At 46.8% G+C, this 25,588-nt stretch carries 23 protein-coding genes, 1 tRNA gene and 1 pseudogene; 17 read left to right on the top strand and 8 right to left on the bottom strand.

What is annotated here, in order from left to right; genetic code table 11:
* The first annotated feature begins 27 nt into the window (after positions 1 to 27).
* Positions 28 to 588 carry a hypothetical protein gene (locus H3L97_RS01520; protein WP_097114617.1) on the top strand — a complete coding sequence of 187 codons (561 nt, stop codon included), beginning with the start codon at positions 28 to 30 and terminating at the stop codon, positions 586 to 588.
* 57 nt (positions 589 to 645) lie between these two features.
* Here the strand turns inward: H3L97_RS01520 and H3L97_RS01525 are convergent.
* The 3 genes from H3L97_RS01525 to H3L97_RS01535 form a co-directional block, all read right to left on the bottom strand.
* Positions 646 to 721: transfer RNA gene (locus H3L97_RS01525), tRNA-Glu, on the bottom strand.
* Between the two features lie 39 nt (positions 722 to 760).
* Positions 761 to 1,648, bottom strand: a complete 888-nt coding sequence (locus H3L97_RS01530) for an endonuclease/exonuclease/phosphatase family protein (RefSeq protein ID WP_224446329.1) — start codon at positions 1,646 to 1,648, stop codon at positions 761 to 763.
* 111 nt (positions 1,649 to 1,759) lie between these two features.
* Positions 1,760 to 2,002, bottom strand: a complete 243-nt coding sequence (locus tag H3L97_RS01535) for a hypothetical protein (RefSeq protein WP_143269157.1) — start codon at positions 2,000 to 2,002, stop codon at positions 1,760 to 1,762.
* A 266-nt stretch (positions 2,003 to 2,268) separates the two neighbouring features.
* Here H3L97_RS01535 and hrpA point away from each other — a divergent pair, with 266 nt between their 5' ends.
* The 13 genes and pseudogenes from hrpA to tatC all read left to right on the top strand — a co-directional run bounded on the left by hrpA (position 2,269) and on the right by tatC (position 12,399).
* Complete coding sequence (gene hrpA, locus H3L97_RS01540) at positions 2,269 to 6,528, top strand: ATP-dependent RNA helicase HrpA (RefSeq protein WP_097114619.1); 4,260 nt, start codon at positions 2,269 to 2,271, stop codon at positions 6,526 to 6,528.
* Between the two features lie 55 nt (positions 6,529 to 6,583).
* Positions 6,584 to 6,808, top strand: a complete 225-nt coding sequence (gene vapB, locus H3L97_RS01545; protein WP_097114620.1) for a type II toxin-antitoxin system VapB family antitoxin — start codon at positions 6,584 to 6,586, stop codon at positions 6,806 to 6,808.
* Between the two features lie 104 nt (positions 6,809 to 6,912).
* The gene (locus H3L97_RS11995) at positions 6,913 to 7,110 is read left to right on the top strand and encodes a PIN domain-containing protein (protein WP_280527958.1); all 198 of its coding nucleotides are present in this window, start codon (positions 6,913 to 6,915) and stop codon (positions 7,108 to 7,110) included.
* Between the two features lie 187 nt (positions 7,111 to 7,297).
* Positions 7,298 to 8,176, top strand: a complete 879-nt coding sequence (locus H3L97_RS01555; RefSeq protein WP_097114621.1) for a DUF4747 family protein — start codon at positions 7,298 to 7,300, stop codon at positions 8,174 to 8,176.
* Between the two features lie 9 nt (positions 8,177 to 8,185).
* The gene (locus tag H3L97_RS01560; RefSeq protein WP_097114622.1) at positions 8,186 to 8,773 is read left to right on the top strand and encodes a hypothetical protein; all 588 of its coding nucleotides are present in this window, start codon (positions 8,186 to 8,188) and stop codon (positions 8,771 to 8,773) included.
* A gap of 2 nt (positions 8,774 to 8,775) precedes the next feature.
* Positions 8,776 to 8,877: pseudogene (locus H3L97_RS01565) on the top strand (DNA-formamidopyrimidine glycosylase); the annotation flags it as partial.
* Between the two features lie 387 nt (positions 8,878 to 9,264).
* Positions 9,265 to 9,804 carry a CreA family protein gene (locus tag H3L97_RS01570; protein WP_097114623.1) on the top strand — a complete coding sequence of 180 codons (540 nt, stop codon included), beginning with the start codon at positions 9,265 to 9,267 and terminating at the stop codon, positions 9,802 to 9,804.
* A 19-nt stretch (positions 9,805 to 9,823) separates the two neighbouring features.
* Entirely contained in the window at positions 9,824 to 10,219 is a 396-nt protein-coding gene (gene hisI, locus H3L97_RS01575) for a phosphoribosyl-AMP cyclohydrolase (RefSeq protein ID WP_097114624.1), read from the top strand.
* Positions 10,220 to 10,260: 41 nt separating this feature from the next.
* The gene (locus tag H3L97_RS01580) at positions 10,261 to 10,584 is read left to right on the top strand and encodes a phosphoribosyl-ATP diphosphatase (RefSeq protein ID WP_097114625.1); all 324 of its coding nucleotides are present in this window, start codon (positions 10,261 to 10,263) and stop codon (positions 10,582 to 10,584) included.
* An 82-nt stretch (positions 10,585 to 10,666) separates the two neighbouring features.
* Entirely contained in the window at positions 10,667 to 10,990 is a 324-nt protein-coding gene (locus H3L97_RS01585) for a histidine triad nucleotide-binding protein (protein ID WP_097114626.1), read from the top strand.
* Positions 10,991 to 11,019: 29 nt separating this feature from the next.
* Positions 11,020 to 11,229 carry a Sec-independent protein translocase subunit TatA gene (tatA, locus tag H3L97_RS01590; protein ID WP_097114627.1) on the top strand — a complete coding sequence of 70 codons (210 nt, stop codon included), beginning with the start codon at positions 11,020 to 11,022 and terminating at the stop codon, positions 11,227 to 11,229.
* 4 nt (positions 11,230 to 11,233) lie between these two features.
* Positions 11,234 to 11,677: a Sec-independent protein translocase protein TatB gene (gene tatB / locus H3L97_RS01595; protein WP_097114628.1), complete on the top strand. Its 444-nt coding sequence runs from the start codon at positions 11,234 to 11,236 to the stop codon at positions 11,675 to 11,677.
* Positions 11,674 to 12,399, top strand: coding sequence for a twin-arginine translocase subunit TatC (gene tatC / locus H3L97_RS01600; protein WP_097114629.1), 726 nt, complete (start codon positions 11,674 to 11,676; stop codon positions 12,397 to 12,399). The genes tatB and tatC overlap by 4 nt, the downstream gene beginning before the upstream one ends.
* Positions 12,400 to 12,574: 175 nt before the next feature.
* Here the strand turns inward: tatC and H3L97_RS01605 are convergent, their stop codons facing one another.
* Positions 12,575 to 13,297 (bottom strand): metal ABC transporter ATP-binding protein, encoded by a 723-nt coding sequence (locus H3L97_RS01605; RefSeq protein WP_097114630.1) that lies wholly within the window; start codon positions 13,295 to 13,297, stop codon positions 12,575 to 12,577.
* The gene (locus H3L97_RS01610) at positions 13,294 to 13,443 is read right to left on the bottom strand and encodes a hypothetical protein (RefSeq protein WP_179655856.1); all 150 of its coding nucleotides are present in this window, start codon (positions 13,441 to 13,443) and stop codon (positions 13,294 to 13,296) included. The genes H3L97_RS01605 and H3L97_RS01610 overlap by 4 nt, the downstream gene beginning before the upstream one ends.
* A gap of 245 nt (positions 13,444 to 13,688) precedes the next feature.
* Here H3L97_RS01610 and H3L97_RS01615 point away from each other — a divergent pair, with 245 nt between their 5' ends.
* Both H3L97_RS01615 and lptG read left to right on the top strand, forming a co-directional pair.
* Positions 13,689 to 14,696, top strand: a complete 1,008-nt coding sequence (locus tag H3L97_RS01615; RefSeq protein WP_097114648.1) for a S49 family peptidase — start codon at positions 13,689 to 13,691, stop codon at positions 14,694 to 14,696.
* A 253-nt stretch (positions 14,697 to 14,949) separates the two neighbouring features.
* Positions 14,950 to 16,017 carry an LPS export ABC transporter permease LptG gene (gene lptG, locus H3L97_RS01620; protein ID WP_097114631.1) on the top strand — a complete coding sequence of 356 codons (1,068 nt, stop codon included), beginning with the start codon at positions 14,950 to 14,952 and terminating at the stop codon, positions 16,015 to 16,017.
* 53 nt (positions 16,018 to 16,070) lie between these two features.
* Here the strand turns inward: lptG and H3L97_RS01625 are convergent, their stop codons facing one another.
* The 3 genes from H3L97_RS01625 to H3L97_RS01635 all read right to left on the bottom strand — a co-directional run bounded on the left by H3L97_RS01625 (position 16,071) and on the right by H3L97_RS01635 (position 23,643).
* Positions 16,071 to 18,233 (bottom strand): primosomal protein N', encoded by a 2,163-nt coding sequence (locus tag H3L97_RS01625; protein WP_097114632.1) that lies wholly within the window; start codon positions 18,231 to 18,233, stop codon positions 16,071 to 16,073.
* A gap of 102 nt (positions 18,234 to 18,335) precedes the next feature.
* Positions 18,336 to 22,715, bottom strand: a complete 4,380-nt coding sequence (locus H3L97_RS11885; protein WP_244958351.1) for a hypothetical protein — start codon at positions 22,713 to 22,715, stop codon at positions 18,336 to 18,338.
* A gap of 541 nt (positions 22,716 to 23,256) precedes the next feature.
* Positions 23,257 to 23,643 (bottom strand): pyrimidine dimer DNA glycosylase/endonuclease V, encoded by a 387-nt coding sequence (locus tag H3L97_RS01635; RefSeq protein WP_097114633.1) that lies wholly within the window; start codon positions 23,641 to 23,643, stop codon positions 23,257 to 23,259.
* Positions 23,644 to 23,722: 79 nt separating this feature from the next.
* On the opposite strand from H3L97_RS01635, the gene recQ reads away from it, so the two are divergent.
* A complete protein-coding gene (gene recQ / locus H3L97_RS01640; protein WP_097114634.1) occupies positions 23,723 to 25,540 on the top strand; it encodes a DNA helicase RecQ in 1,818 nt (605 codons plus the stop codon).
* Positions 25,541 to 25,588 lie beyond the last annotated feature (48 nt).

Consider the following 25,588-nt stretch of genomic DNA (forward strand, 5'->3'; position numbering starts at 1 on the left):
CCTGATTTTCAGGCAGCCTGAAACAGAATGGGGGAATACACGGTGATTGTTTTATCAAACAAACGAAAAGCAGCCCATCAAAACAGCAATGGCATTTGTATTTTATGTAATAAACCCATTTTAAGTCATGAAAAATGGTCGGTGGAACATTTTATCCCTCGCGCCATCTACAAATGGATTCCCAAACCCGAAATTGAATGGCAAGTGGAAAGCGATGCCAATCTGTTTGCCGTACACATGGATTGCAATTTAAACAAAAATGCAGAAATTCCCACAGTACGCACAATCAATGCTTTAAGGGTTGCCCCAAGCGTTAAAGAGAAACTGCTTTTGGTGTATTGGGCAATCTATGATGACATTGAAGCCTATCGCAGCATGAAACAAAGTGTCTGGGCAAAACAAAACGGTGCGTGTGCCTTTTGCGAAAAAGCAATCAGATTGACAAAAGCCACATTGCGGAGAATAGACAATCGCTTTGAACGGAGTCGTGAAAATGCCATGTGCTTGTGTTTTCATTGCAGTCTTAGAGCGGCTCGTCCCGCGCACAAACAAAAAATGGTGAATCGCAAACGACTACTGTCAAAATAAAAACAAAAGAAAAGCTGCCTGAAAACCAAAACGATTTTCAGGCAGCTTTCAGAATATTGGCACGCCCACGGGGATTCGAACCCCGGTTGCCGCCGTGAAAGGGCAGTGTCCTAGGCCTCTAGACGATGGGCGCGTTGGGAAAGCTGGCATTATAGCAGCAAAAAACATTTTGTCAATGCCAATGCACCAAAATCGGACGGTGGTCGGAATATTGCCATGGCAAAGGTTGTATGTGTACCTCGTCCAAAGTGCTGCTGTGCGACAAAACGTGGTCAATGTTTAAAGCAAATGGCTGCCAAGTGGGCAAATAATTGCGCGTGTGCAATTCCGCCTCCGTTATTTGCAAAAATTGCCGAAACACGGGCGAAAACGGTGTGCTGTTCAAATCGCCCACAATCAACACATTGGGGTCGGTGGCAATGTGTTGTGCCACGGTGTACAAATATTCTTGCCGAATGTCTGCCAAATGCCCATTGAGTGGTGGCGGTGGGTGCAAGGCATAAATCGCGGTGGCATCTTGCGTTACCGCACGAATATAGGGTATGTCGCGTATGTAATGCACCGCACAATGGCGCAAGGGCGTTTTGGACAACACCGCCAAAGCAAATGGGCTGTGTTCACGTTGCACACAACCATGCGGATAATGCTCTTGCAACACCGCCCAGCGTTTGTCGTCCAAATTGATTTCTGCCAACGCCAACATTTCAGGCTGCTGACGCAAAATGAATGCCACTTCTTTTTCGGGTTGGGGGTTGTTCACATTCACGTTGTACCAAAGCAGCGACCATTTGCGTGGCAAATCGCTTTCATCTTGCCAATGCGGATTGATGAGCCACGCGCTGCACAACACCGCACACGTTGCCCACACCGAACGCGCCACCCCCGAGCCAAACAGCGTTGCCAAAATGAAAATCAAAGTGTAATAAGGCAAAAAATGGCTAAACAATTCGGCAAACCAAAACCAACTGCCCAAAACCCCCAACACAATGCCACACACCGAAACAATCGCCAAACTGTGCAAACGCCGCCCAACAAATCGGAAAAACAATTGAATAAGCATAATCTCTGAATAAAATGGTTTTGGGCGATATTTTAGTGCCAAATGCCCCAAAAAAGCTGCCTGAAAACGAAACTTTACGTTTTCAGGCAGCTTTGGGGTGCAACAGTGCGATTATTTGTCGCTGATGTGTTTTTCAATGGTCAAATTGGCAGGTGTGTGTTCGCCAACGTATTTCCATTTTAAAGTATCGTGATTGCGTGGCGTTTTAAAACCTTTAAACTGAACAGCTTGCAAGCTGGGAATCTTGCCATGTGCAATTTGCGGTTCAGCGCGAACATCATCGCGCACAGAATACGATGCCAAAGCGTTGGCAGACAAAACGGCAGCAAATAAAAATAAAGCAGATTTTTTCATGATTTTTTCCATTGTGTTTTTTGATGTATGTGTGTGTGTTTCGCCTTGTTTGACGAAGGGCGCATTATAAGCACAGACCCAGCCGCGATTAAGCCCCATTTCGTAAAAACAGTTTTTCCTAAAAAGAAATAATTATCACAAATATCAACCAATTTCAAAATAATAAGAAATATTCTTAAAAAGAAACACCGTGCATACACGCTTTTTTCAGGCAGCCTTTTGCTATAATTGCGCCCATTTTTAATGATTGTTTTGAAATAAAGACGATGAAACCCGATTTCACCCAAATTCTGTGCAAAGACCGCCATTTTCTGAAAAACGCATTCAGGCAGCCTGAAAAATTCGGCGGCTTGGAAAAAGTGCAACAAAAATACCAAAAATCCCACGAAATTTACCTGAAAAAACACGAAAATCGCCCAAAAGTTGAACTCAATGCCGATTTGCCCGTTTACGAAAAACGCGATGAAATCCGCACCGCCATTGCCGAAAATCAAGTTGTGATTATTTGTGGCGAAACGGGTTCGGGCAAAACCACCCAAATTCCGCAAATTTGTTTGGAAATGGGGCGTGGCATCGGTGGCTTAATCGGGCATACCCAACCCAGACGTTTGGCGGCACGCTCGGTGGCGGAGCGCATTGCCGAAGAATTGCACAGCGAAATCGGGCTAGCCGTTGGCTATAAAGTGCGTTTTAATGAGCAAACTTCGCCACATTCTTTCATTAAATTGATGACAGACGGCATTTTATTATCCGAAACCCAATCCGACCGTTTTCTCAATCAATACGACACGATTATCATTGACGAAGCCCACGAACGCAGCCTGAACATTGATTTTCTGCTGGGCTACCTGAAACAGCTTTTGCCCAAACGCCCTGATTTAAAAGTGATTATCACGTCTGCCACCATAGACGCAAACCGATTTTCACAACATTTCAACAACGCACCCGTGATTGAAGTGAGCGGGCGCACCTATCCAGTGGAAATTTTGTATCGTCCCATCAAGCAGTTAGATGAAGATGAAACCGAAATGGCAATCCCAGACGCGATTGTGGACGCGGCAGACGAATTGGCAAATCATGGCGAGGGCGACATCTTGGTGTTTTTGGCAGGCGAGCGCGAAATCCGCGAAGCTGCCGAAGCCTTGCGAAAATCGCCTTTACGCAAAAATGACGACATTTTGCCGCTTTTTGCACGCTTATCGGCGCAAGAACAGCACAAAATCTTCCACCCCACAGGCACGAAAAGGCGCATTATTTTGGCGACCAATGTGGCGGAAACTTCGCTGACCGTGCCGCGCATTCGTTTTGTGATAGACACGGGTTTGGCGCGAGTCAAACGCTATTCGGCACGGGCAAAAGTGGAACAGTTGCACGTTGAAAAAATTTCACAAGCCGCAGCCAAACAACGCGCTGGACGTTGTGGGCGCGTGTCGTCTGGCGTGTGTATCCGTTTGTTTTCCGAAGAAGATTTTTTGGCACGACCTGAATTTACCGACCCAGAGATTATCCGCAGCAATTTGGCGGCGGTGATTTTGCGTTCAGCCAGCCTGAAATTGGGCGATTTGGCAAAATTCCCATTTATTCAAGCACCTGAAAGCAAATTCATCAATGACGGTTATCAGATTTTGCAGGAATTGGGCGCGGTAGATGAAATCAAATTCACTCCCTCTCCCTCTGGGAGAGGGTTAGGGAGAGGACAGCACACGCCTGAAAATTCCCTCTCCCCAGCCCTCTCCCAAGGGGAGAGGGGGCAGTGGCAACTGACCGAGCTAGGCGAAAAAATGGCGCGTTTGCCCATAGACCCCAAAATCGCACGCATTTTGTTAGCCGCACAAGTGCATGATTGTATGGCGGAAATGTTGATTATTGTGTCGGCATTGTCGGTGCAAGACCCACGCGAACGTCCGCTTGAATTGCGCGAAACCGCCAACAAAGCCCACGAGCGTTTTGCCGACAAGCAATCGGATTTTTTGGCGTATTTGAATATTTGGGATTCGTATCAGCGCGAACGCGACAAAAAAGCCACGCGAAAACAATTATTTGATTGGTGTCATCAATATTTCTTGTCGTTTGTGCGCATGCGAGAATGGCGCGAATTGCATCATCAACTGCTTGATATTGTGGTGGAAATGGGTTTGACCACGCGCGAAAATGCGTTCAGGCAGCCTGAAAATCTGTCTTTGTATCAGGAAATGGAGTTGGACAAAAATGCCGACATTGCCGCGCAAGCCAAGCAAAAACAAATCCACAAAAAAAATCATCGCGCCCAAATTCATGCGAAAAAACAAGCCAGTTACGAGCAAATTCATCGTGCTTTGCTAACGGGTTTGGTAGCGAATGTGGGCATGAAAACGCCTGAAAATCATGATTATATGGGCGCGCGCGGTTCGCATTTTCATTTGTTCCCCGCGTCCGCGCTGTTTAAGGCGAAACCGAAATGGGTAATGGCGGCAGAACTCACTGAAACAACAAGGCTTTACGCGCGTGATGTGGCGCAAATTCAGCCCGAATGGATAGAGCAGGAAACGCCCCATTTGGTGCGTTATCACTATTTTGAGCCGCATTGGGAGCGCAAACGCGGCGAAGTGGTGGCGAGCGAGCGCGTTACCTTTTACGGTTTGACGGTGTTGCCGCGCAGACCGATGGCGTATGCGCGTGTTGCGCCCGATGAAGCGCGTGAGTTGTTCATTCGTGGCGCATTGGTGGCGCAAGATTGTGATTTGAAAGCGGATTTTTTTGTGCACAATCAGAAATTGATGCGCGAAATCAGCGACTTGGAACACAAGGCGCGTAAACAAGATGTGTTGGTAGATGATGAGATTGTGTATGAATTTTATCATAATATTATTCCAAAATATTATGTTTCAGGCAGCCTGAAAACGGTTGAGCCAACGAAATCTGTTCCCTCTCCATTTGGGAGAGGGCTAGGGAGAGGGAAAACCATTAATTTGGCAGAATCCCTCTCCCCAACCCCCTCCCAAAGGGATAGGGGGCAAGTATCTGAAAATTCAAAAGTTTCAGGCAGCCTGAACGTGCCGATTGCCGATATTCGCACTTTTGAAGCGTGGTTGAAACAAGCCGAGCGCGAAAATCCCAAGCTTTTGTTTTTAAACAAAGAAGATTTAATGCAACACGCTGCCGCCCACATCACGGAAGAGCAGTTCCCCAAATTTTGGAAAAACGCAGACGGCAAATTCAAATTGTCCTACCGATTTGAGCCGCATCACATCATGGATGGCGTAACACTGACCCTGCCCTTAACCGTGCTGAACCGCATCAATCCACATCAACTGGAATGGCTGGTCGCTGGCATGGAGCGTGAAAAATTACAATTACTTATCAAGGCTTTACCCAAACAAATCCGCCGAATTTGTGTGCCTGTGCCTGATTTCATTACCGAATTTTTGAGCCAAAACCCCGACAAATCCGCCCCCATTTTGCCGCAGCTCGCCCACGCCATCGCCAAAAAAGCAGGCGATATGCGCCTTTTGGAACAGATTGATTTGGACGAATGGGCGCGTTTCAGGCTGCCTGAACATTGTTATTTCAATTTGAAAATAGTGGACGATGGCGGTCAAGAATTGGCGATGGGGCGCGATTTAATCCAATTACAACAAGAACTTGGACAAGTTGCCAGTTTATCGTTCCGCGACAACACGCAAGAATTTGAGCGCGAAAATCTGAAAACTTGGGACATTGGCACTTTGCCCGAATCCATCAAATTTGCAAGGGGAAAACAACAGCTTACAGGCTATTTGGGTTTGCAAAAAGAGAAAAACGGCAACATTGCCTTGCGCCTGTTTGACACCGCATTGGCAGCGGAAATCGCCCACCGTCAAGGCGTGATTGAGTTGATGAAATTGCAATTAAAAGAACAAGTTAAAGATTTGAACAAGGGCATTCAGGGGTTCACGCAACTGGCGATGTTGCTGAAACATTTGTCGGCGGACGCGCTGAAAGAGGACATCGCGCAGGCGGTGTGCGACCGTGCGTTTATTGGCGATGACGAGTTGCCGCGCGATGAAAAAACCTTTAAAGAACAAATCAAAAGGGCGCGCAGCCGTTTGCCAGCCGTGCGCGAGGCTTTGACGCGCTATTTGCAAGACACGGCGGCGGCGTATGCCGAATTGAACGCGAAATTGGCAAACGGCAAACACCCACTTGCTCCCATTTTGCGTGCGCGTGTGCAGAAATTATTGGGGGAAAACTTTGCCAGTTCAACGCCTTGGGCGCAATGGGCGCGTTTGCCTGTGTATTTGCGCGCGATGAGTTTGCGCATGGACAAATATTCGGGCAACCCCAGCCGCGACATGGCGCGTGAGGCGGACATTCAGCAACTGGAAAACATGTGGTCTGAAAAGGTGGAAAATTTGCAAAAACAGAATATGCCCGTTTCAGGCAGCCTGAAAGATTTTGGGTGGCAAATTGAAGAATTGCGTGTATCATTATTTGCGCAGGAGTTGAAAACGCCTAAACCCATTTCTATTAAAAGATTGTTGAAAGAATGGGAGAATTTGGGGAAATAAATTTCAGGCTTGCCTGAAAAAATTGTGTTACACTTAACCAAACGTATCATATACCATGACGCAAGCAACGCTTTTTAAAAGCAATCAAACGCAAGCCGTACGTTTACCCAAAGCCGTTGCCTTTCCCGATGGCGTGAAAAAAGTGGAAGTGGTGGTTTTGGGCAAAACCCGTTTACTCACGCCCAGCGAAAATTTGTGGGACGACTGGTTTGCGCAATTACCGCAAGTTGATTTCCCCGACCGTGAACCGACTTTTCAAGCCGAACGCGAAAGTTTTTAATCATGTTGCGCTATATGTTAGACACCAATATTTGCATTTACACGATTAAAAATAATCCTGTAATTGTGCGTGAAAAATTCCAGTAACATCAACACCATTTATGTATGAGCAGCATTGTGTTAAGTGAATTGTTGTATGGTGCGGAAAAATCGGACACGCCCACAAAATCATTGGCATTGATTGAGAGCTTGGCAGCGCGTTTGGAAGTGTTGGATTTTGATGAGAATGCGGCGGCGCATTCGGCTGAAATTCGCGCGGAATTAGCCAAAAAGGCACACCCATTGGGCATTATGATGTGCTGATTGCGGGGCATGCACGCAGTCGTGGGCTGGTTTTGGTCAGCAATAATTTGCGTGAATTTGAGCGTGTGGGTGGGCTGAGTTTTCAGGCAGCCTGAAAATGAAACTTCGCTTATCAAAATATTAAAAAACAAACAAGTAAACGAATCAAATAATCAAATTAATTAAAACTTATTTAAGGATATTAAAAATGGCGCGTTCAACAAAAGTTATTCAAATTTCAGGTATTAATATTGTTACTCAACCACATACACCTGAAACATATATTCAATTATTGAGAGAAGTTAATCAAATTGCGATTCCTGTAAGTGGTAATGAACATTTGATGATTTCGGGCTTGCGACCGCATATTGAGAACGGAGACTGGTTATCTGGAATTGAAGGAGAAATTGTTAAATTTTCAAATATTGATGAACACTCCCAATGGATTAACCTTACTTCTGGACATTTATTAGAGAAAGGGGAGGAACCTGAAATACCAAAAAATATTCGTCCAAATGGTGCATTATTTCCATTTATTTTTTACCCAAAAAATATTGATGGGAACTCACATAAACTATTCTATATTAGTAAATCTAGAAATTCTCATACAAAAAAAGATGATACTTTGTCTCCTAATTTTGTAAAAAAATTATTTGATAAGCTATTTGATAATCCTGATATTAAATTAAAATTTGATTCCATTGAAGTAACTGTCATTCCCCGTACAGATGCTTTAGAACAAATTTTCAAATTACCAAAATTAAATAAATTATATTTACAAATTACCCCACCTAATCCTGATGATTTGGAAGAAATGGAATGTAAATTATTAGAACGCTATAACAGATTAAATGTAAAAAGAGTTGAAGAAACTTATATTGGAAATGGAGACCATATTGAGCCCGATGAAGAATTAAAATCAATGGCTCGCATTGCTGCTCATAATGGTTTTGTCCAAGGAACTGGTAAAGATAGTGAAGGAAAAACCGTTGAACTTTCTACAACACAGGTGCCTATGAAAGAAGCTATCACTGTAGATAATAATACAGGAGCAGAACGCGAAGCTTTAAGGAGTTTTAAATTATGAGGTTAAGAAATGTTTAAACAATGGCAAGGATTTATCCGCACAATACAAAGATATTGGAAAAATTATGGTGGAATAAAGGCTATTTTAACTTCACCTTATTTTCATATTTCCATAATTTTAACAATATTGACACTACCATTTTGGTGGATAGAGAAATGGTGGGATAATAGTTTATCCATTATTCCAAATATACTCGGATTTACATTAGGTGGCTTTGCAATTTTTTTAGGTTATGGTAATGATAAATTTAGAAGTCTTATGGCATGCGAAGATGAAAAAGGTTACTCCCCCTATATGGAAGTAGTAAGTTCATTTCTACATTTTGTCATTATACAAATATGCTCCATAATTATTTCTTTGATTGCTAAATCATTAGATATGATGCCTAATATGATTAAAACAATTAACAAAGATTGTACATGTTATATCATAATAACCAAATTAACTGCCGCGTTAGGCTACACCGTTTTCTTATACAGTATTCTACTGGCTTTTGCTACTAGTTTTGCATTATATAGACTGGCTTCTATATATTCTCAATTTGAAACAATGGAACATAAAAATCAAAGTAATAATACAAATAATACAAAGGAATAACCATGCCCGAACTCCCCGAAGTAGAAACCACTCTACGCGGCAAAAAAATCGCCCAAACCCTTGTTCGTCAAGCCAAATCGCGCTGGCAAATGCCACCTGATTTGGTGAGCAAAGCAAGTAGGTTAAATTACAAACCCAACACAATCTCCTTTATTTTCAATGGTTAATGTGTTGGGTTTTTAACCCAACCTACTTCTGCTTTGTCAATCCAAACCGCTCTTTCCCCCATCAATACATTGACTGCAAAAGCAATCCCATCATATCACAGCCGCAACGCAATGATGTGGGCATCCCTTTCCCCTATAATTTTATGGTCGTTTAAAATTAAAATAGAACAAGGCGACAACGCCCGCCGTGTACGGATGGTACATAAGGGCGTTGGCAACGCTGTACTATTTGTATTTTAAACGACTATATTTTGCGTTATGATTTCGGTTTTGTGGCTTGATGTGATTCAGGCTGCCTGAAACTTTCAATTTAAAGGAATCATCTTGAAAAACCAATGGCTTATCCCTACCCTTTTGGCATTCACTTTGGCGGCTTGTGGCAAAGACAGCGACAAAATCGGCGAAGCATCAACCGTATTCAATATGCTTGGCAAAAACGACCGCATTGAAATTGAAGCCTTTGACGACCCCGATGTGCAAGGCTTATCCTGCTTTTTGTCGTATGCCAAAAAAGGCGGCTTGAAAGAAACCGTTAATTTAGAAGAAGATGCCAGCGATGCGTCTGTATCGTGCGTGCAAACCGCGCCCCAAATTGCATTTAATGAAAACGCGCTGGCAAAACCACGCAAAGTGTTCAAACGCAATGCCAGCTTTGCCTTCAAAAGCCTGCAAATTGTGCGCTATTACGACCCCAAACGCAAAGCACTCGCCTATTTGGTTTACAGCGATAAAATCATTGAGGGTTCGCCCAAAAATTCTTTGAGCGCGTTTTCGTGTCATGGCACGGTGGCGGCTCAGGCTGCCTCGGCACTGACACCCAGCCAGCAGCAAGTGGGCGCGTGTTTGATTGAAACGGCAAGATAATGAAACAAAAGGAAAAACAATGAATGCTCTGATTGACGCGGTAAAATGGGACGCCAACGGCTTGGTGTGCGCCATTGCCCAAGATTGGCAAACGGGGCGCGTACTCATGGTTGCCTATATGAACGCGCAAGCCTTGCAACAAACCGCGCAAACGGGTTTGGCGCATTATTACAGCCGCAGCCGCCAACGCCAATGGCAAAAAGGCGAAGAATCGGGTCATGTGCAACGTGTGCGCGAATTGCGTTTGGATTGCGATGGCGATGCGATTATCATGCAAATTGAGCAAGTGGGCGGCATGGCTTGCCACACGGGGCGCGAAAGCTGTTTTTATCGCGTTTGGGAACACGGCAACTGGCAAATCCGCGATGCCGTGTTGAAAGACGAACGCGAAATTTATGGTCAAGTGCATGAATGAATGTTCAGGCAGCCTGAAAAGCATTTTTATTAAGGAAAACAATCATGTCTGAAATTTTATCGCAAATTCAAAATGTGCTGGAAGAACGCAAATCCGCCAATCCCGAAACGTCCTACACCGCCCAACTTTTGCACAAAGGCGAAGACAAAATCTTGAAAAAAGTCATCGAAGAAGCAGGCGAAGTGCTGATGGCAAGCAAAGACGGCGGCGGCGAACACCTGATTTACGAAACCGCCGATTTGTGGTTTCACAGCATGATTTTGCTGGCACACCACGGTTTGCGCGTGGAAGAGGTGTTGCAAGAATTGGCGCGGCGGCAGGGGCTATCGGGTTTGGTTGAAAAAGCCAATCGTGCCGAAAAATAGACAACACCATGGCAAAATCGCATTAAAATATCGTTTTTTTGACGCAAAAGCAGCTTTTCAGGCTGCCTGAAAGGAAAAAATCATGGAAAATTGCATTTTTTGCAAAATCATCAAACAGCAAATTCCTGCCAAAGTGGTTTATGAAGATGAAAATATGTTGTGTTTCAAAGACATCAACCCTGCCGCGCCCGTGCATTTGCTGTTGATTCCCAAAGTGCATTTTGATTCACTGGCACACGCGCAGCCTGAACACGAAACACTGTTGGGCAAAATGATGCTCAAAGTGCCACAAATCGCCGCTGATGCGGGATTGGGCAATGGCTTTAAAACGCAAATCAATACGGGCAAAGGCGGTGGGCAGGAAGTATTCCATTTGCACATTCACATTATGGGCAAAACCGTTTGATTTTAATCATGAATTAAGGAAAGAAAATTATGGGTTTCACATCAATTTGGCATTGGCTGATTGTGCTGGCAATCGTGGTGTTGGTGTTTGGCACCAAAAAATTGCGCAATATTGGCAAGGACTTGGGCGGTGCGGTTCACGATTTTAAGGCGGGGCTCAATCAGGGCAACCAGCCCGAATCCCCCCAAAAAGACGACAATGTGATTGAACACCGCAGCGACAACGACAAGCAAGCCTAACATCATGTTTGATTTCAGTTTTTCCGAAATGATGTTGGCGGGCGTGGTGGCACTCATCGTGCTGGGACCTGAACGTTTGCCCAAAGTTGCCCGATTTGCGGGCGAGTGGGTGGGCAAAATTCAGCGCATGTCTGCCAATGTGAAAAACGAGTTGGCTGCCCACGCCGATTACAGCGAATTGTCTCAAATTCAACAAGATATGACGCAAACAGCCCAAAGCATTCGCCAAGATTTGCATGAAGTGCAATCGCAAGTGAATGCTTGGGACAGGCTGCCTGAATTGAAAACGCCTGCCGATTTTGGCATTGATGAACAGGCGCAAACGCACTACCCCCTGCCCCATGTTTCGGCTTGGCAGGTTAAATCGCTGAAAAAACGTGCTTTGTCGCGCAAACGTGATTTGCGTCCGCGTTATCGCCCAACGGTTAAACTAAGGGTGCGAAAATGAATGAAATTCAACAAGATACGCAACCTTTGATGGAGCATTTGCTGGAATTGCGCCGCCGTTTGGTGTGGACGCTACTGGGCATTGTGTTGTGTTTTGTGGCAATCGTGCCATTTGCCCAACAACTTTATGCTTTTGTGGCGCAACCGTTGATGTCGGTGCTGCCTGAAAACACCAGCATGATTGCCACCGATGTGGTTGCGCCCTTTTTTGTGCCGATTAAAGTGGCGTTGATGGCGGCATTTTTGCTGGCATTGCCGCATACTTTGTACCAAATTTGGGCGTTTGTTGCGCCTGCTTTGTATCAAAATGAAAAACGCCTGATTGCGCCTTTGATTGTGTCCAGCGTGAGTTTGTTTGTGCTGGGCATGGCGTTTTGCTATTTTTTGGTGTTTCCTGTGATGTTTCAATTCTTTGCCAGTGCCACGCCTTTGGGGGTGAGCATGGCAACGGATATTGACAAATACTTGTCGTTTATTTTGACGCTGTTTTTGGCATTTGGCATGACGTTTGAAGTGCCTGTGGCGGTGGTGTTGCTCAATCGCATGGGGGTCATGCCCTTGGCGACTTTACAGGCTGCGCGACCTTATGTGATTGTGGCGGCATTTGTGATTGCGGCGATTTTTACGCCACCTGATGTGTTGTCTCAAGTGATGTTGGCGATTCCGATGATTTTGTTGTATGAAGTGGGCATTTTGGTGTGCCGCATGGGCAGCAAGGGATAAACTGGGCAGCCTGAAACCTTTGCAAAACCGACTTTTAAACTGATATAGGGTACAACTTGTTGCACCCTACATGGCGTAAAAATTGCTGCAAATCCAAACAGGGCAGATGTGAAATCTGCCCCTGCGAACCGAGTTTTGCAAAAGTTTCACACCATGAGTTGATGAACACAGGTTCTTATTCACACCACGCATCGTCTTCTGCGGCATGAGCCAGCGCGTTGGCTTTGAGCAACAATTCATCGCACAACACGTCTTCGGTTTTGCCGCAAGCCACTTTTTCTCGTGCAATCAAAAAGGTATGCGGAAAATAAGCGCGTACCTGCTCATAATCGTGCAACACCGCCACAATGCCTTTGCCATTGCGGTTTTCTTGGCGCAACACTTCCAACAGGGCGTAGGTGGTTTTGGCATCAACGGCGTTAAAGGGTTCATCTAAAAGCAGAAATTTGGCATCTTGCACCAGCATTCGCGCCAGCAAAACGCGCTGAAATTGCCCATTGGACAATTCGCTAATCGCACGATGGGCAAAATCGCCCATTTCCACACGGTTTAAGGCTGCCTGAACGCGCTGGCGTTGTGCCGCGTTCACGCCACCAAAAAAGCCAATTTCATACCACAAACCCATTGCGGTGAGTTCAAACACACTCATGGGCTGCGACCTGTCCACATCGGATTGTTGGGGCAAATAGGCGATGTCGCGGCGTTGCATATTTTGCCAACGCACCGCGCCTGTGCTGCACGGCAGCAGCCCCATAATCGCTTTGAGCATGGTGGATTTGCCCGCACCGTTGGGTCCAAAAATGGCGTACATACAAGCACTTGGGAAAGTCATGTCCACATGATGTACGGCTGGGCGCGATTGGTAGCTCACGGTTACATTTTCCAGCACAATGCTCATGGTGCCACCTGCTCTGCCACGGGTTCATCGTTTACGGTGCTGTCGGACACCGCCCAAAAATACACGCCCCACAGCATTGCCAGCAGGGTGAAAGCCAATGCCAGCCTTTGGGCTAAGCTGCTCAATAATAAAGAATGTTGTTTCATAAAATGGGTGTTGGGTTGGGATTTTCAGGCTGCCTGAAAACCCATTTTCACAAAAAAATCAAGAAAACAATGATACTGTATAACACCATCTCAAACAAGTTGCGCCAGTGCATTTCATTTGCGCCATCCCAATCCAAAAATTTTTTGTCGCACACTAAAAGACTGCCCGAAAATCATTTAAAATACGCGCTATTTGGATTTCAGGCAGCCTGAATCCCCACCCAATGATTAACGAGCAAAAATCCATGTCCCATTATCCCGAATCCCCCGAATCCAAACGCCCCCAACGCTTGCCACTAGACGAAAACTGGGAACGCCAAACCCTACGCGATGTGCTGATGGAAGCCTACCGCGAACAAAAACGCAACCGCATTTGGAAAGCCATTTGGCGCGGCGTGTATTTGTTGGTATTTTTGAGTTTCATGGCAGGCATCATGCACGGCGGCAGAAACAGCGACAGCAACAAAAACAGCCTTGCCCAAATGCGCGGCGAACACACCGCCGTAATTGAATTGAGCGGCGAAATTGGCGGCGACAAATACACCGACCACGTCCAAATTTTGCGCGATGGCATGGAAGCCGCCTACAACAACAAAAACGCCAAAGCCATCGTGATTTTGGCAAACAGCCCAGGGGGTTCGCCTGTGGTGTCCAACATTGCCTTTCAAGAAATTTTGCGCTTGAAAAAGCAACATACCAACATTCCCGTTTACCTTGTGGCACAAGATTTGTGCGCCTCGGGTTGCTACTACATTGCGGCGGCGGCAGACAAAATTTATGCCGACCCATCAAGCATTGTTGGCAGCATAGGCGTGATTGGCAGCAGCTTTGACGCAACCGCATTGATGGAAAAAATCGGCATCAAACGCCGCCAACGCACCGCAGGCAGCAACAAAGGCATGGGCGACCCATTCAGCAGCGAAACGCCTGAACAACAAGCCATTTGGCAAAATATGCTCAACCAAATCCACACCGAATTCATCAAAGCCGTGAAACAAGGACGTGGCGAACGACTCAAATTCAATCAACACCCCGATGTGTTTAGCGGTCGCGTTTACACAGGCGCAGAAGCGAAAGAAGTGGGCTTGATTGACGATTTGGGCAATGTGTACAGCGTGGCACGCGATGTGGTTAAAGCCCCCGATTTGGTGGATTACACACCGCGTGAAGATGATTTTTCGCGCCTGTTGAGCCGCAGCTTGGGCGCGGAAGTCAAATCACAAGTGGAAAGCTGGACGCAAAAAATTTGGTAAAACGTGTTTTTCAGGCAGCCAAACGATTTTCAGGCTGCCTTTCAGTACACGACAATTTTGGACGTTGCCACCCATCTAACCCCCTCCCCCTATGCAAGGGGGAGGGCTGGGGTGGGGGTTAGAAACGCAACGTGCCACCCCCACCCTAACCCTCCCCCGCCAGACGGGGGAGGGAACAGATTTCAGGCAACCCAAAAGTTTTTGTCGTGTACTGAAAGGCTGCCTGAAAATCCATTTCAAAGCATAAAAAAACATGAAACTCATCACCCGTTATTTGATTACGCGATTGAGCGTGATGTCGCTGTACGCATTGTTGTCCATTTTGGCGTTGTACAGCTTTATTGATTTTTTGAGCGAAGTGGGCAACATCGGCGAAGGCAACTACACCATTTGGACTGCCCTACAATACATGTTCATGCAAATGCCTGCACGCGCCTATCAGCTTATGCCTTTGGCAACCCTTATTGGTGGCTTGGTGGCGTTGAGCCAACTGTCTGCCAACAGCGAATTGGCGGTGATTAAAACCAGTGGTTTAAGCACCACACAAATCATTGGCATGATTGGCAAATTCAGCGCGATTTTTGCCGTGGCAACCATTTTGCTGGGCGAATGGCTGGCACCCCAATTCAGTCGCCAAGCAGACGCGCTCAAATCCACCGCCAAAACAGGGCAAATTGCCACCACCCAAACTGGCGTGTGGGTCAAACAAGCCAACAGCATGGTAAACGTATCGTCCATGCTGCCCGACAACACTTTGGTGGGCGTGAAAATCTGGCAATACAACGAACAATTCAAACTGACCGAAGCCCTCTTTGCCGAAAAAGCACAAGTATCTGATGGCAAATGGATTTTGCACAATGTGAAAAGCAGTGTGTTGGGCGAAAATCGCGTACAAACGGTGCATGAACCCCAACGCGAATGGGCAACCCCCGTGGGCAATCAACTGCTGGACGTGTTGCTGGTAAAACCCGAACAAATGTCGTTTACCGCCCTAACGCGCTACATTGGCTACCTGAAAGAAAATCGCCAACAAACACAGGCTTATGATGTGGCGTGGTGGAACAAGCTGGTGTATCCCATTGCCACCATGGTGATGGCGTTGGTGGCATTGGCGTTTACCCCCAATTCAGGGCGACACAGCAATATGGGCTTGAAATTGTTTGGCGGCATTTGTTTGGGACTGCTGTTTTTCTTTACAGGGCGATTGTTTGGTTTTACCAGCCAATTATATGGTGTGCCTGCATTTTTGTCGGCGGTGCTGCCCACGGCGGCGTTTGCGATTTGGGCGATTTATTTGATTCGCAAACACGAAATCCGATAAAACCCAAAAAAGCTGCCTGAAAACCTTTGCGAATGGGTTTTCAGGCAGCTTTTTCACATTTCTTGGCAATCCACATCAATGTGCCAGCGAATGTGGGCTTGGGCATGGGCAAACAGGCTTTGCTGCCACAGGCTTAATGCGCGATGCAATGCCACGCGGTCGGTGCTTTCTATGAAAATTTGGGCGCGTTCGCGTTCGGCAAGCCGTGCCATGAGCATGGGAATCGCACCCAGTTGAAACACGCTTTCAGGCATCAGGGGCGCAATCACATCACGAATTTCATTTAAAAAATCCACCGCATCTTGCATTTTGGCTGCATCGGCGCGCACGGCTGCCTGAAAACCAAAAGGCGGCAAGGCAAATTGTTGGCGTTGTGCCAATTCGGGCGTGGCAAATTGGGCAAAATCCTGTTGGCGTATCGCTTGAAACACGGCGTGTTCGGGCAACTGGGTTTGTATGACCACCTTGCCCGCTTTCTCGGCACGACCTGCCCTGCCCGACACTTGCATGAGTTCGGCAAACAGGCGTTCGGGCGCACGAAAATCGCTGCTGAACAATGAACCATCGGCATTCAACACCACCACCAAATTCAAATTGGCAAAATCATGCCCTTTTGCCAGCATTTGTGTGCCGATGAGTATGTCAATTTGGCGGTGTTCAATACGCGCATACAATTCTGCCCAATCGTTTTTGTGGCTGGTGCTGTCTCTGTCCACACGGGCGATTTGGGCGTGGGGCAGGTATTGTTGTAAGGTGGTTTCAATGCGCTGGGTGCCTTGTCCAATGGCGGTTAAATCTTGATTGCCGCATTCGGCGCACGATTGTGGAATGGGCTGCCTGAAATCGCAATGGTGGCAACGCAACTGTCCTGCCCTTTGGTGCAACACCATTTTGGCAGAACAATGGGGGCAACCAAAAGTGTGTCCACAATCGCCACAAAATAAGGCAGGGGCAAAACCGCGTCTGTTTAAATACACCAGCGACAAGCCGCCTTGTTGCACATTGTTTTGCAACAGTTGCAACACTTGTGGCGACAAACCATTGTCCAAACGCAAACGGCGCACGTCCAAAATCTGAATTTCAGGCAGCCGCGCGGCAACATTGGCACGGTGCGACAAAGTCAATAAGGTAAAAATGCCTGCGTGGGCTTTGTGCCACGTTTCCAAGCTGGGCGTTGCGCTGCCCAACACAATCGGGCAGCCTGCCTGACGCGCCCGCCACACCGCCAAATCACGCGCATGATAACGCAAGTCATTGTCTTGTTTAAAAGAAGAATCGTGTTCCTCGTCCACCACAATCAAGCCCAAATCCGCAATCGGCGTGAACACCGACAAGCGCGTCCCAATAATCAACTTCGCCTGCCCCAACATGGCGCGTAGGTAGTCGCGTCCCCGTTGGCTGCTGGCGGTTTGGCTGTGCAACACGGCGGTGGGCATATCGGGAAAACGCGCGGCAATGCGCTGCAATAATTGTGGGGTCAGATTGATTTCAGGCAGCAAAAACAGCACCTGTTTGCCCTGCGCCAACACGCTTGCCATGATGTCAAAATACACTTCCGTTTTGCCGCCCCCCGTGATACCGTGCAACAAAAACGCTTGATATTCAAATAGATGAGCTTGAACCGCTTGCGATGCCGCCTGTTGCTCATCGTTCAAAATGTGCTGCGAAGGCGGAATGCTGGGCAGGGCGTGTGTGTTGGCGTCCAGCCAGCCATTTTGTTGATATTCATGGATAAAATCGGCAGCTTTGGGGTGGATTTTTTTCAATTCCGCCAAAGTGTGGCTGCCTGAAAGCAAACTTTGCCACAAAGCAAACTTTTTCGCATGGTGTTTGGCTGGGGGATTTTGCTGCTTGCCCACATCGTTGAGCGCGTAAAAAACAGGTGGCGTGGGCAAATCCACAGCCTTGATTTCTTTGAGTAAACTGGGCAGCGCGGTAAACGCCGTTTGCCCAATGGGGTAGTGATAATATCGCGCGGCAAAAGCAATCAAATCGCGCCATGTTTCAGGCAGCCTCACTTCATTTTCAAAAACCTGTTGAATGGGCAAGATTTTTTCAGGTGCAATATCGGGCAAAATGCCACTTGCCCACACAATGCCAATTTGCGCCTTGCCACGCAATTTCACCACCACACGACAACCAAGCGGCAAAGCGTGATGATAAGAATACGTCAATGGCGGCAAAATCGTATTTAAAACAATGTGATGATAAATCATGGCGCAAAAGCAAAAAAGCACAAAGGGTAAGCATTATAAACAAAAAATTCAGGCAGCCTGAAAAACCCGTTTCAGGCTGCCTGAATGTTTCAAAGCCAAAAATTAAGCAATGATAAAGTGGCTTTGGTCAATATCCAAATCTTTGCTTAATTGTGCAAATTGGGTGGCTGCGCCATCGCCTTTGCCGTCAGCGTCATAGCTCAACGCGCCAGTGGCGGCATTGTATTGAACGTAATCGGCAAAATCGCTCATGGTGTTGCTCAATGCGCTGAACACTTCGCTGCTCAGTTGCAGTTTGTCTTCGTGGGCGTTGAAATGGGCGATTTGGGCAATGCTGCCGTCCAACACTTTGCTGAACACAAACGTGTCTTTCACACCATCGCTGCCTGAAACGCTGCCATTGTGGGCAGAAACATCAATGCTGCTGCTGATTAAGCCAAGGTTGTGGCTGCCATCATCGTCCACCAAATTGCTGATGATAAAGGGCGAAGTTTTGGGCGCGACAACATCGGATTGGTAGCCAAAACTGGTGAATTTATCGCCAGTTTGCGTGCCTTCGGTAAACACCACTTTGGCACCCACCGCCAATGTTTTACTGTCGCCCACTTCAAATGCCAAATCGCTGTTTTTAACGGTAATTGTCCAAGTGTTGTCGTCATTCAAAATCACAGGATTATCCGCATCTTGGCTGCTGAACGATTTCAGCACCGTTTCCATGCCCGAACCCGTTGTGCCTTTACCAATTTGCACCAACACCTCTTTTTTGTCTGCGCCATTCACATCATAAGTACCCGTTAAAGTGGTGGTGCCATTTAAATTGCTTTGGGTAATGTGAATTGGGTTGTTGTTAATGGTAATGTCGGGGTCAATCACATAAAACGCTGCCGTATCGGTATCGCTTGCGCCATTAACCGTCAATTTTGCCACCACTTCATGCTTGCTGCGCTCGGTTAAAGTGGATTTGGGGACTTCAACGCGCCAAGTATCGCCAGTAACCGTTGCTTTATAAGACTTGCCACCCACCGTTACTTCAACAACAGGTGCGGCACCAGCAGGCACATTGACCAATTTACCCGTAATTTCCTTGTTTTGGCTTGCACCGAAAAATTGATTCAACAGGGCAATTTCATCTTCCGTAATCGCATCAATCTTGATTTCAGGCAGCACAGGTTTGGCAGCCGTTACATTGTAGTTGGCTTGGGCAGGTGTGGCGGTGGCGATGTTGTTGGCGTGGTCTTTCACGCTCACATGGGCAGACACGCTTTGTTGGTCGCCCACATTGGCAGCCAAATTGCTGCCTTTCACATTTGCGCTCCACGAAGTTTTGTCGGCAGACACGGTTACAGGCACATCAACGTCTTTGCCATTGATTTGCAAGGTAACGGTAACGTCTTTCACGTCCACATCGCTGTCAATTTTTTTCAGGCTGCCTGAAACGGTGTATTGGTCTTGCTCTTTGCCTTTTTCAATATTGGGCAAAGGCTTAATGTCAATTTCAGGCGTGCTGATTTGGGTGTCCACCACAAATTCTTTCACATTGTTTGCCGAAATGGGGCTTTCGGTGTTGTCGGCAGACACGGTTTGCCCATTTTTGTTAATGGTTACAATGGCTTTAATTGGCACATTACCTTCCTGTTTCGTCAAGGTAGCAATATCCATCAATGCAGTCCAACTGCCATTGGCGATATTGATGGAATCCTTGTCCACGGCAAATGCCTTTTGACCATTCACTTCAAGCGTAATTTGCACTTCATCGGGCAGCACATTTTCATTGTTCACATTGAATTTACCCACAATCTGCGTAAGGATACTCTTTTTGCTTTCGGCATTGAATGGGGGAATGGCTTCAATGGTAATGCTGGGTTTATTCAAAGCAGCAGGCGCACTGGGGTCAGCCAGCACCTTAAATGTGTCAGTGGCTTTGGCATCGGGCTGCTGATTAACGGCGGTATTGCCTGCTTGGTCGGTAACTTGAATGCTGGCAGTTAAGGTTTTTTCGCCCAACACATTGGTTTTTAACCAATCTTTATCCACTTTGAATGACCAAGTTTTCTTTGCCAAATCAATGCTTAAAGGGCTATTGGGTGTCGTGGTAACAACATTTGCCGTACCACTGTTAATATCATCAGTACCTTTCAATTGCAAAGAAATGGCAATGTTTTCCAGTTTCACATCGGCATCAATATTGCCCAATGTGCCTGTGATGGTGTAGCTGTCTTGCTCTTTGCCTTGTGTGATGTCTTTCACATCATCAATGGTAATGGTGGGTTTGCTGATTTGGGTGTCCACCACAAATTCTGCCGTATTTTCTGCGGGGTCGGTGATTTTGCTCAAAATATTGTTGTTTTCCGCCTTGGCTGTGCCTTTTTGGATTTCTACTGTTGCCACAATGGTGTGGGGCGCGTTTGAATCACCAATCAAATCTTTATTGGGTACATTGGGCAAAATCCACGATTTTTTGTCATCGCTTAATTGGGCAACAATGGGTTCGCCTTGGTTGATGGACACTTTCACAACCACATTGTCCACCTTGTCATTGTTCACATCAACTTTGCCTGTTAAGGTGGTGGTGCCGTTTTGATTGGCTTGGTTGATGGGCGCAATCGGACGAACGGTTACATCGGGTTCGTTCAACACAATGTATTGCGCTGGCGCGGCATCGCTGGCATTGCTGTTTTGCACTTGGTCTTGCACACTCACGCCTGCGATGATTTCGTTGTTGCCGTCTTTGCTGGTCAATTCGGCAACAGGCAGGCTAACCCACCAAGCATCTTTGCTGGGGCTAATCTGAATTGGCTCGCTAACTGGTTTGCCATTGATTTGCAAGGTAACGGCAATGTCGTTCACGTCCACATCGCTGTCAATGTTTTTCAGGCTGCCTGAAACGGTGTATGTTTCTTCTTCCTGCCCTTTCACAATGGCGGAAGGTGCTTTATCAATGGTAATGGTGGGTTTGCTGATGCGCGTATCCACAAAATAAGTGTCCACATTGCTGTCGGGGTTTGGGGTGGTGGTGTCGTTCCAAGCCGTGATTTTGCCTTTGGTGTTATCGGATTGTGCGGTTTGGTCGCCTTTGGCAATTTCAACGTGCGCCACGATTTTGTTTTCGCCCTGATTTTGAACCAGCGTGCCATTTTCCACTTCGGCAAACCAGATGGTCTTATCGGGCGATACCGTGGCAGGCACTTTGGTATTGCCAATCATCAGATACACTTCAACCTTATCCAAATCGGCATTATTGGGATTGACTTTACCTGTAATCAACGATTTTTCGTTGCGATTTTCTTGGTTAATCGGGTCAATTTTGATAATGGTTACGCTTGGGTCATTCAATTTTGTGGTGGGTTGGGTATCTGCTGGTTTTGTGTCTGCTGGTTTGGTATCTGCTGGTTTTGTGTCCGCAGGCTTGGTATCCGCTGGTTTTGTATCCGCTGGTTTTGTATCCGCAGGTTTGGTATCTGCTGGTTTTGTGTCCGCAGGTTTGGTATCTGCTGGTTTCGTGTCCGCAGGTTTGGTATCTGCTGGTTTTGTGTCCGCAGGTTTGGTATCTGCTGGTTTTGTGTCCGCAGGTTTGGTATCTGCTGGTTTTGTGTCCGCAGGTTTGGTATCTGCTGGTTTTGTGTCCGCAGGTTTGGTATCTGCTGGCTTGGTTTCCGCAGGTTTGGTTTCCGTGGGTTGGGTATCAACAGGCTGGCTGTTATCCAACACATTATAGCGATTAACGGCAGCTTCCTTGCCATGCGTGGTTGCGCCTGTTTCGGGATTGATTGCCAACACGCTGGCTGCCACATTGAATGTACCTTTTTCATTTGCCAAATCGGTGCCGTTTACTGCCAACGTCCAAGTGTTGCCCACCACGGTGGCTTTTTGTGGCGTTTTATTGTTTACCGATACCCAAACATCGGCTTTATCGCCTTGCTGCAAACCCGCAATACTGCCTGAAAGCGTGTAGGTTTGCTTAACGTCAGATAATTGAATATCATCAATTTTATCAATGCTCACGCTCAAAGTGGCGGTACTGGATTCTGCCGTTTTTTCGGGTGTGTTGGATTCGGTGTTTTTGCTGGGGCTGCTGCCGTCTTTATCGCGATTCCACAAAGCCACGGCGGTTACGCCTGCCACCAATGCGCTGCCCACCGCCGCCGCCACTTCCGAGGCAAACAAGGGTACTGCCGCAATGGCTTTATCGCTGGTCATCAAGGTGTTGCCTGCATCGGCAACGTAATCCATGTTTTGTACGGGATTTTTGTCGTAGTAATCAATCAAAATCAATTCGGGTTCGCCGTCTTTTTCTTTGTTGGCGTAAACCAGCAAGTTGTCGCCCGAACGTTCCACAACGGGGTGGGTGATTAACTGACCTTGTTCATCGTAAATTTGGTATTCGGTATTGCGTTCGGCTTGTAATTGAGCGCGACCGTTGTCGGTTAATTGTCCTGATTTGCTTTGACCATTTTGGGTAATGCGTAAGGTGTAGTTTGCCATTTTGAGAAGTCCTATTTAAAAAAATAATCATTTTGTGTCAGATTGATTGGATAAAGCAATTTGAATGCCACCACGCCCCAAACCAGCCTGTCCAACCCACGCGCACAATGGCACAAAATCGGTCTTTTTAAATTGAATACTTTGATAAATAAGAGAAAAAACCCAATCCGCTCTTGTCAAAATTAAAGAAATTTAAGTCAGTTTTACAAAGCATAAACATTGGGTAAAACGCTTTTTCAGGCTGCCTTTCGCTACCCCACAAACAATGAATTTTGCCTTCGGCGACTTACTTTTTAAAAAAGTAAGCCAAATCAATGAATGCTCAACGATTTTGTGCTGATAAAAAACATTTCAGGCAGCCTGAAACCTTTGCAAAACCTACTTTTAAACTGACGTAGGGGCGGATTTCATATCCGCCCTTTTTTCAATTTATTGATAAGAATGAAAATTTCTGCGAACCTAAACGGGGCAGATATGAAATCTGCCCCTACAAACCGAGTTTTGCAAAGGTTTCAGCCTGAAAAACAAAATCGCACCTCTTCTATTTAACGCGATGTGGCGTAAACCGCGCTTTGGCAGGCATGCGCTCGGCAATCCGCGCACGATTGGCTGCCAATGCCGTTTCGGTGGGCTGATAATCGCGCCACAAATCGGGATTTTGCGGCAAATTGTCTGCCCAACGGTTTTGCACATTAAAGCCACGCGCCAAACATTCTTGGTGCAACGCGGCATACCTTTTTTGTAAAAACAACAGTTTATCAAAGAAAAAACGCACATGACCTTCACCCAATTTGTAATCGGCAGGCTGCCCACGCAAATGGTAACGTCCTTGGGCAACCGCATTGGGAATGCGTGTGAGTTCACAGTGTTCGGCGAGCAAATGTTGGTCGCACAATTCGCTGGGGGGAACAAGGTTGATGCGTGTCATATTGTGGGTGCTGTGGGCGAAAAAAACGCGATTGTATCATGTTAAAATGCCCCATTTTTGAAAATTCAGGCAGCCTGAAATGTCGCAAACAGCCCAACACATCTTGCAAGAAACTTTCGGTTATCCCCATTTTCGCGGCAGACAAGCCGAAATTGTGGCAACCCTTTTGCGTGGCGACAACGCATTGGTACTCATGCCCACAGGTGGCGGAAAATCACTTTGTTATCAAATACCTGCCCTAATACGCAATGGGGTCGCCATAGTCGTGTCGCCACTCATTGCGCTGATGGACGACCAAGTGGCAAACCTACGCGCAGCAGGCGTACACGCGGCGGCGGTACACAGTGGCACGCCCCCCGAAACCGTGCGCCAATTGGCAGACGACATTCATTCAGGCAGCCTAAAATTGCTTTACGTTGCCCCCGAACGCCTTGTTTCCGAACGCTTTTTAAAATTTTTGGACAACACCCAAATCAGCCTGTTTGCCATAGATGAAGCCCATTGCGTCAGCCAATGGGGTCATGATTTTCGTCCAGAATATCAACAACTTGGCATACTTGCCGAGCGTTATCCGCACATTCCGCGCATTGCCCTCACCGCCACCGCCGATGCCGAAACCCGTGCCGACATGAAACATTATCTCAAACTGGAAAACGCGCCCGAATTTGTGTCCAGCTTTGACCGCCCCAATATTTATTACCAAGTCATAGAAAAAAACAATGGCAAAAAGCAATTACTGGATTTCATCAAAAAACAAATGAACGGACAAAGCGGCATTGTTTATTGTTTGAGCCGCAAAAGTGTGGAAGACGTTGCCGCCTTTTTGTGTGAACACGGCTTGAATGCCCTGCCCTATCACGCGGGCTTGCCTTTGGCAATTCGCCAAGAAAATCAACATCGTTTTACCCACGAAGACAACATCATTGTGGTCGCCACCGTTGCCTTTGGCATGGGCATAGACAAACCCGATGTGCGCTTTGTTGCCCATTTGGATATGCCGCAAAGCATTGAACATTTCTATCAAGAAAGCGGACGCGCTGGGCGAGATGGGCTGCCTGCGGTCAGTTGGCTGTGCTATGGCATGAATGTGCTGGTGTTGCTCAAAGAGCGCATTATGGAAAGCCAAGCATCTGATTTACAAAAACAAATTGAATTACAAAAACTCAATGCCATGTTTGATGTGTGCGAAACGGCTGCCTGTCGCCGCCAACTTTTGTTGCGGCATTTTGGCGAAGAATCGGCACCTTGCGGAAATTGCGATAATTGTTTGCACCCCCCTGAAAAATTTGACGGCACACAAATTGTCCAAAAATTATTGAGTTGCGTCTATCGCGTGGGGCAGCAATTTGCGGCAGGCTATGTGATTGATGTTTTGCGTGGCAAATCAAACGATTGGATTGAACGAATGGGGCATCACACCTTGTCCACCTTTGGCATAGGTGCCAATTTGAGCGACAAAGATTGGCGCAATGTGGTGCGACAATGTATCGGATTGGGATTATTAAACAATGACATACACAATCATCAAGCCCTGATTTTAACCCCAGCCGCCAAACCCATTTTACGCGGCGAAGAAAAAGTGCTGCTGCGCCCACTCAAACGCGAAAAAGCCGCCACCAAAGTCGCCAAAACCGACACTTGGCTGCGTACCGAACGCGAAGAGCGTTTGTATCAGGCTTTGAAACAATGGCGTTTGCAAAGGGCAAAAGCAGACGATGTGCCCGCTTATGTGATTTTTGGCGACAAAACCCTGCGCGACATCGTGCAAACGCTGCCTGAAAACCATGCCGATTTAAGCCAAATTTATGGCTTGGGTGCCGCCAAAATCGATAAATTGGGCGATGAGATTTTACAAATCGTGGCAGATTGGGGTTCAGGCAGCCTGAAATCAGACTAAATGAGAACCATTTCCATTTTATCCAGCATAATCAAGCACTAAATGTTT

Origin of the sequence: Alysiella filiformis (assembly GCF_014054525.1) — a bacterium.
Taxonomy (GTDB): Bacteria; Pseudomonadota; Gammaproteobacteria; order Burkholderiales; family Neisseriaceae; genus Simonsiella; species Simonsiella filiformis.

Bases quoted from the DNA above. Each gene is read 5' to 3' on its own strand.
- hisI (WP_097114624.1), top strand. From the start codon at position 9,824: ATGAATGCTCTGATTGACGCGGTAAAATGGGACGCCAACGGCTTGGTG.
- H3L97_RS01585 (WP_097114626.1), top strand. From the start codon at position 10,667: ATGGAAAATTGCATTTTTTGCAAAATCATCAAACAGCAAATTCCTGCC.
- H3L97_RS01625 (WP_097114632.1), bottom strand. From the start codon at position 18,233: ATGATTTATCATCACATTGTTTTAAATACGATTTTGCCGCCATTGACG.
- H3L97_RS01635 (WP_097114633.1), bottom strand. From the start codon at position 23,643: ATGACACGCATCAACCTTGTTCCCCCCAGCGAATTGTGCGACCAACAT.
- H3L97_RS01615 (WP_097114648.1), top strand. From the start codon at position 13,689: ATGTCCCATTATCCCGAATCCCCCGAATCCAAACGCCCCCAACGCTTG.
- tatB (WP_097114628.1), top strand. From the start codon at position 11,234: ATGTTTGATTTCAGTTTTTCCGAAATGATGTTGGCGGGCGTGGTGGCA.
- H3L97_RS01610 (WP_179655856.1), bottom strand. From the start codon at position 13,443: ATGAAACAACATTCTTTATTATTGAGCAGCTTAGCCCAAAGGCTGGCA.
- H3L97_RS11995 (WP_280527958.1), top strand. From the start codon at position 6,913: ATGAGCAGCATTGTGTTAAGTGAATTGTTGTATGGTGCGGAAAAATCG.
- recQ (WP_097114634.1), top strand. From the start codon at position 23,723: ATGTCGCAAACAGCCCAACACATCTTGCAAGAAACTTTCGGTTATCCC.
- tatC (WP_097114629.1), top strand. From the start codon at position 11,674: ATGAATGAAATTCAACAAGATACGCAACCTTTGATGGAGCATTTGCTG.
- H3L97_RS11885 (WP_244958351.1), bottom strand. From the start codon at position 22,715: ATGGCAAACTACACCTTACGCATTACCCAAAATGGTCAAAGCAAATCA.
- hrpA (WP_097114619.1), top strand. From the start codon at position 2,269: ATGAAACCCGATTTCACCCAAATTCTGTGCAAAGACCGCCATTTTCTG.
- H3L97_RS01520 (WP_097114617.1), top strand. From the start codon at position 28: ATGGGGGAATACACGGTGATTGTTTTATCAAACAAACGAAAAGCAGCC.
- tatA (WP_097114627.1), top strand. From the start codon at position 11,020: ATGGGTTTCACATCAATTTGGCATTGGCTGATTGTGCTGGCAATCGTG.
- H3L97_RS01605 (WP_097114630.1), bottom strand. From the start codon at position 13,297: ATGAGCATTGTGCTGGAAAATGTAACCGTGAGCTACCAATCGCGCCCA.
- H3L97_RS01555 (WP_097114621.1), top strand. From the start codon at position 7,298: ATGGCGCGTTCAACAAAAGTTATTCAAATTTCAGGTATTAATATTGTT.
- vapB (WP_097114620.1), top strand. From the start codon at position 6,584: ATGACGCAAGCAACGCTTTTTAAAAGCAATCAAACGCAAGCCGTACGT.
- H3L97_RS01535 (WP_143269157.1), bottom strand. From the start codon at position 2,002: ATGAAAAAATCTGCTTTATTTTTATTTGCTGCCGTTTTGTCTGCCAAC.
- H3L97_RS01530 (WP_224446329.1), bottom strand. From the start codon at position 1,648: ATGCTTATTCAATTGTTTTTCCGATTTGTTGGGCGGCGTTTGCACAGT.
- lptG (WP_097114631.1), top strand. From the start codon at position 14,950: ATGAAACTCATCACCCGTTATTTGATTACGCGATTGAGCGTGATGTCG.
- H3L97_RS01560 (WP_097114622.1), top strand. From the start codon at position 8,186: ATGTTTAAACAATGGCAAGGATTTATCCGCACAATACAAAGATATTGG.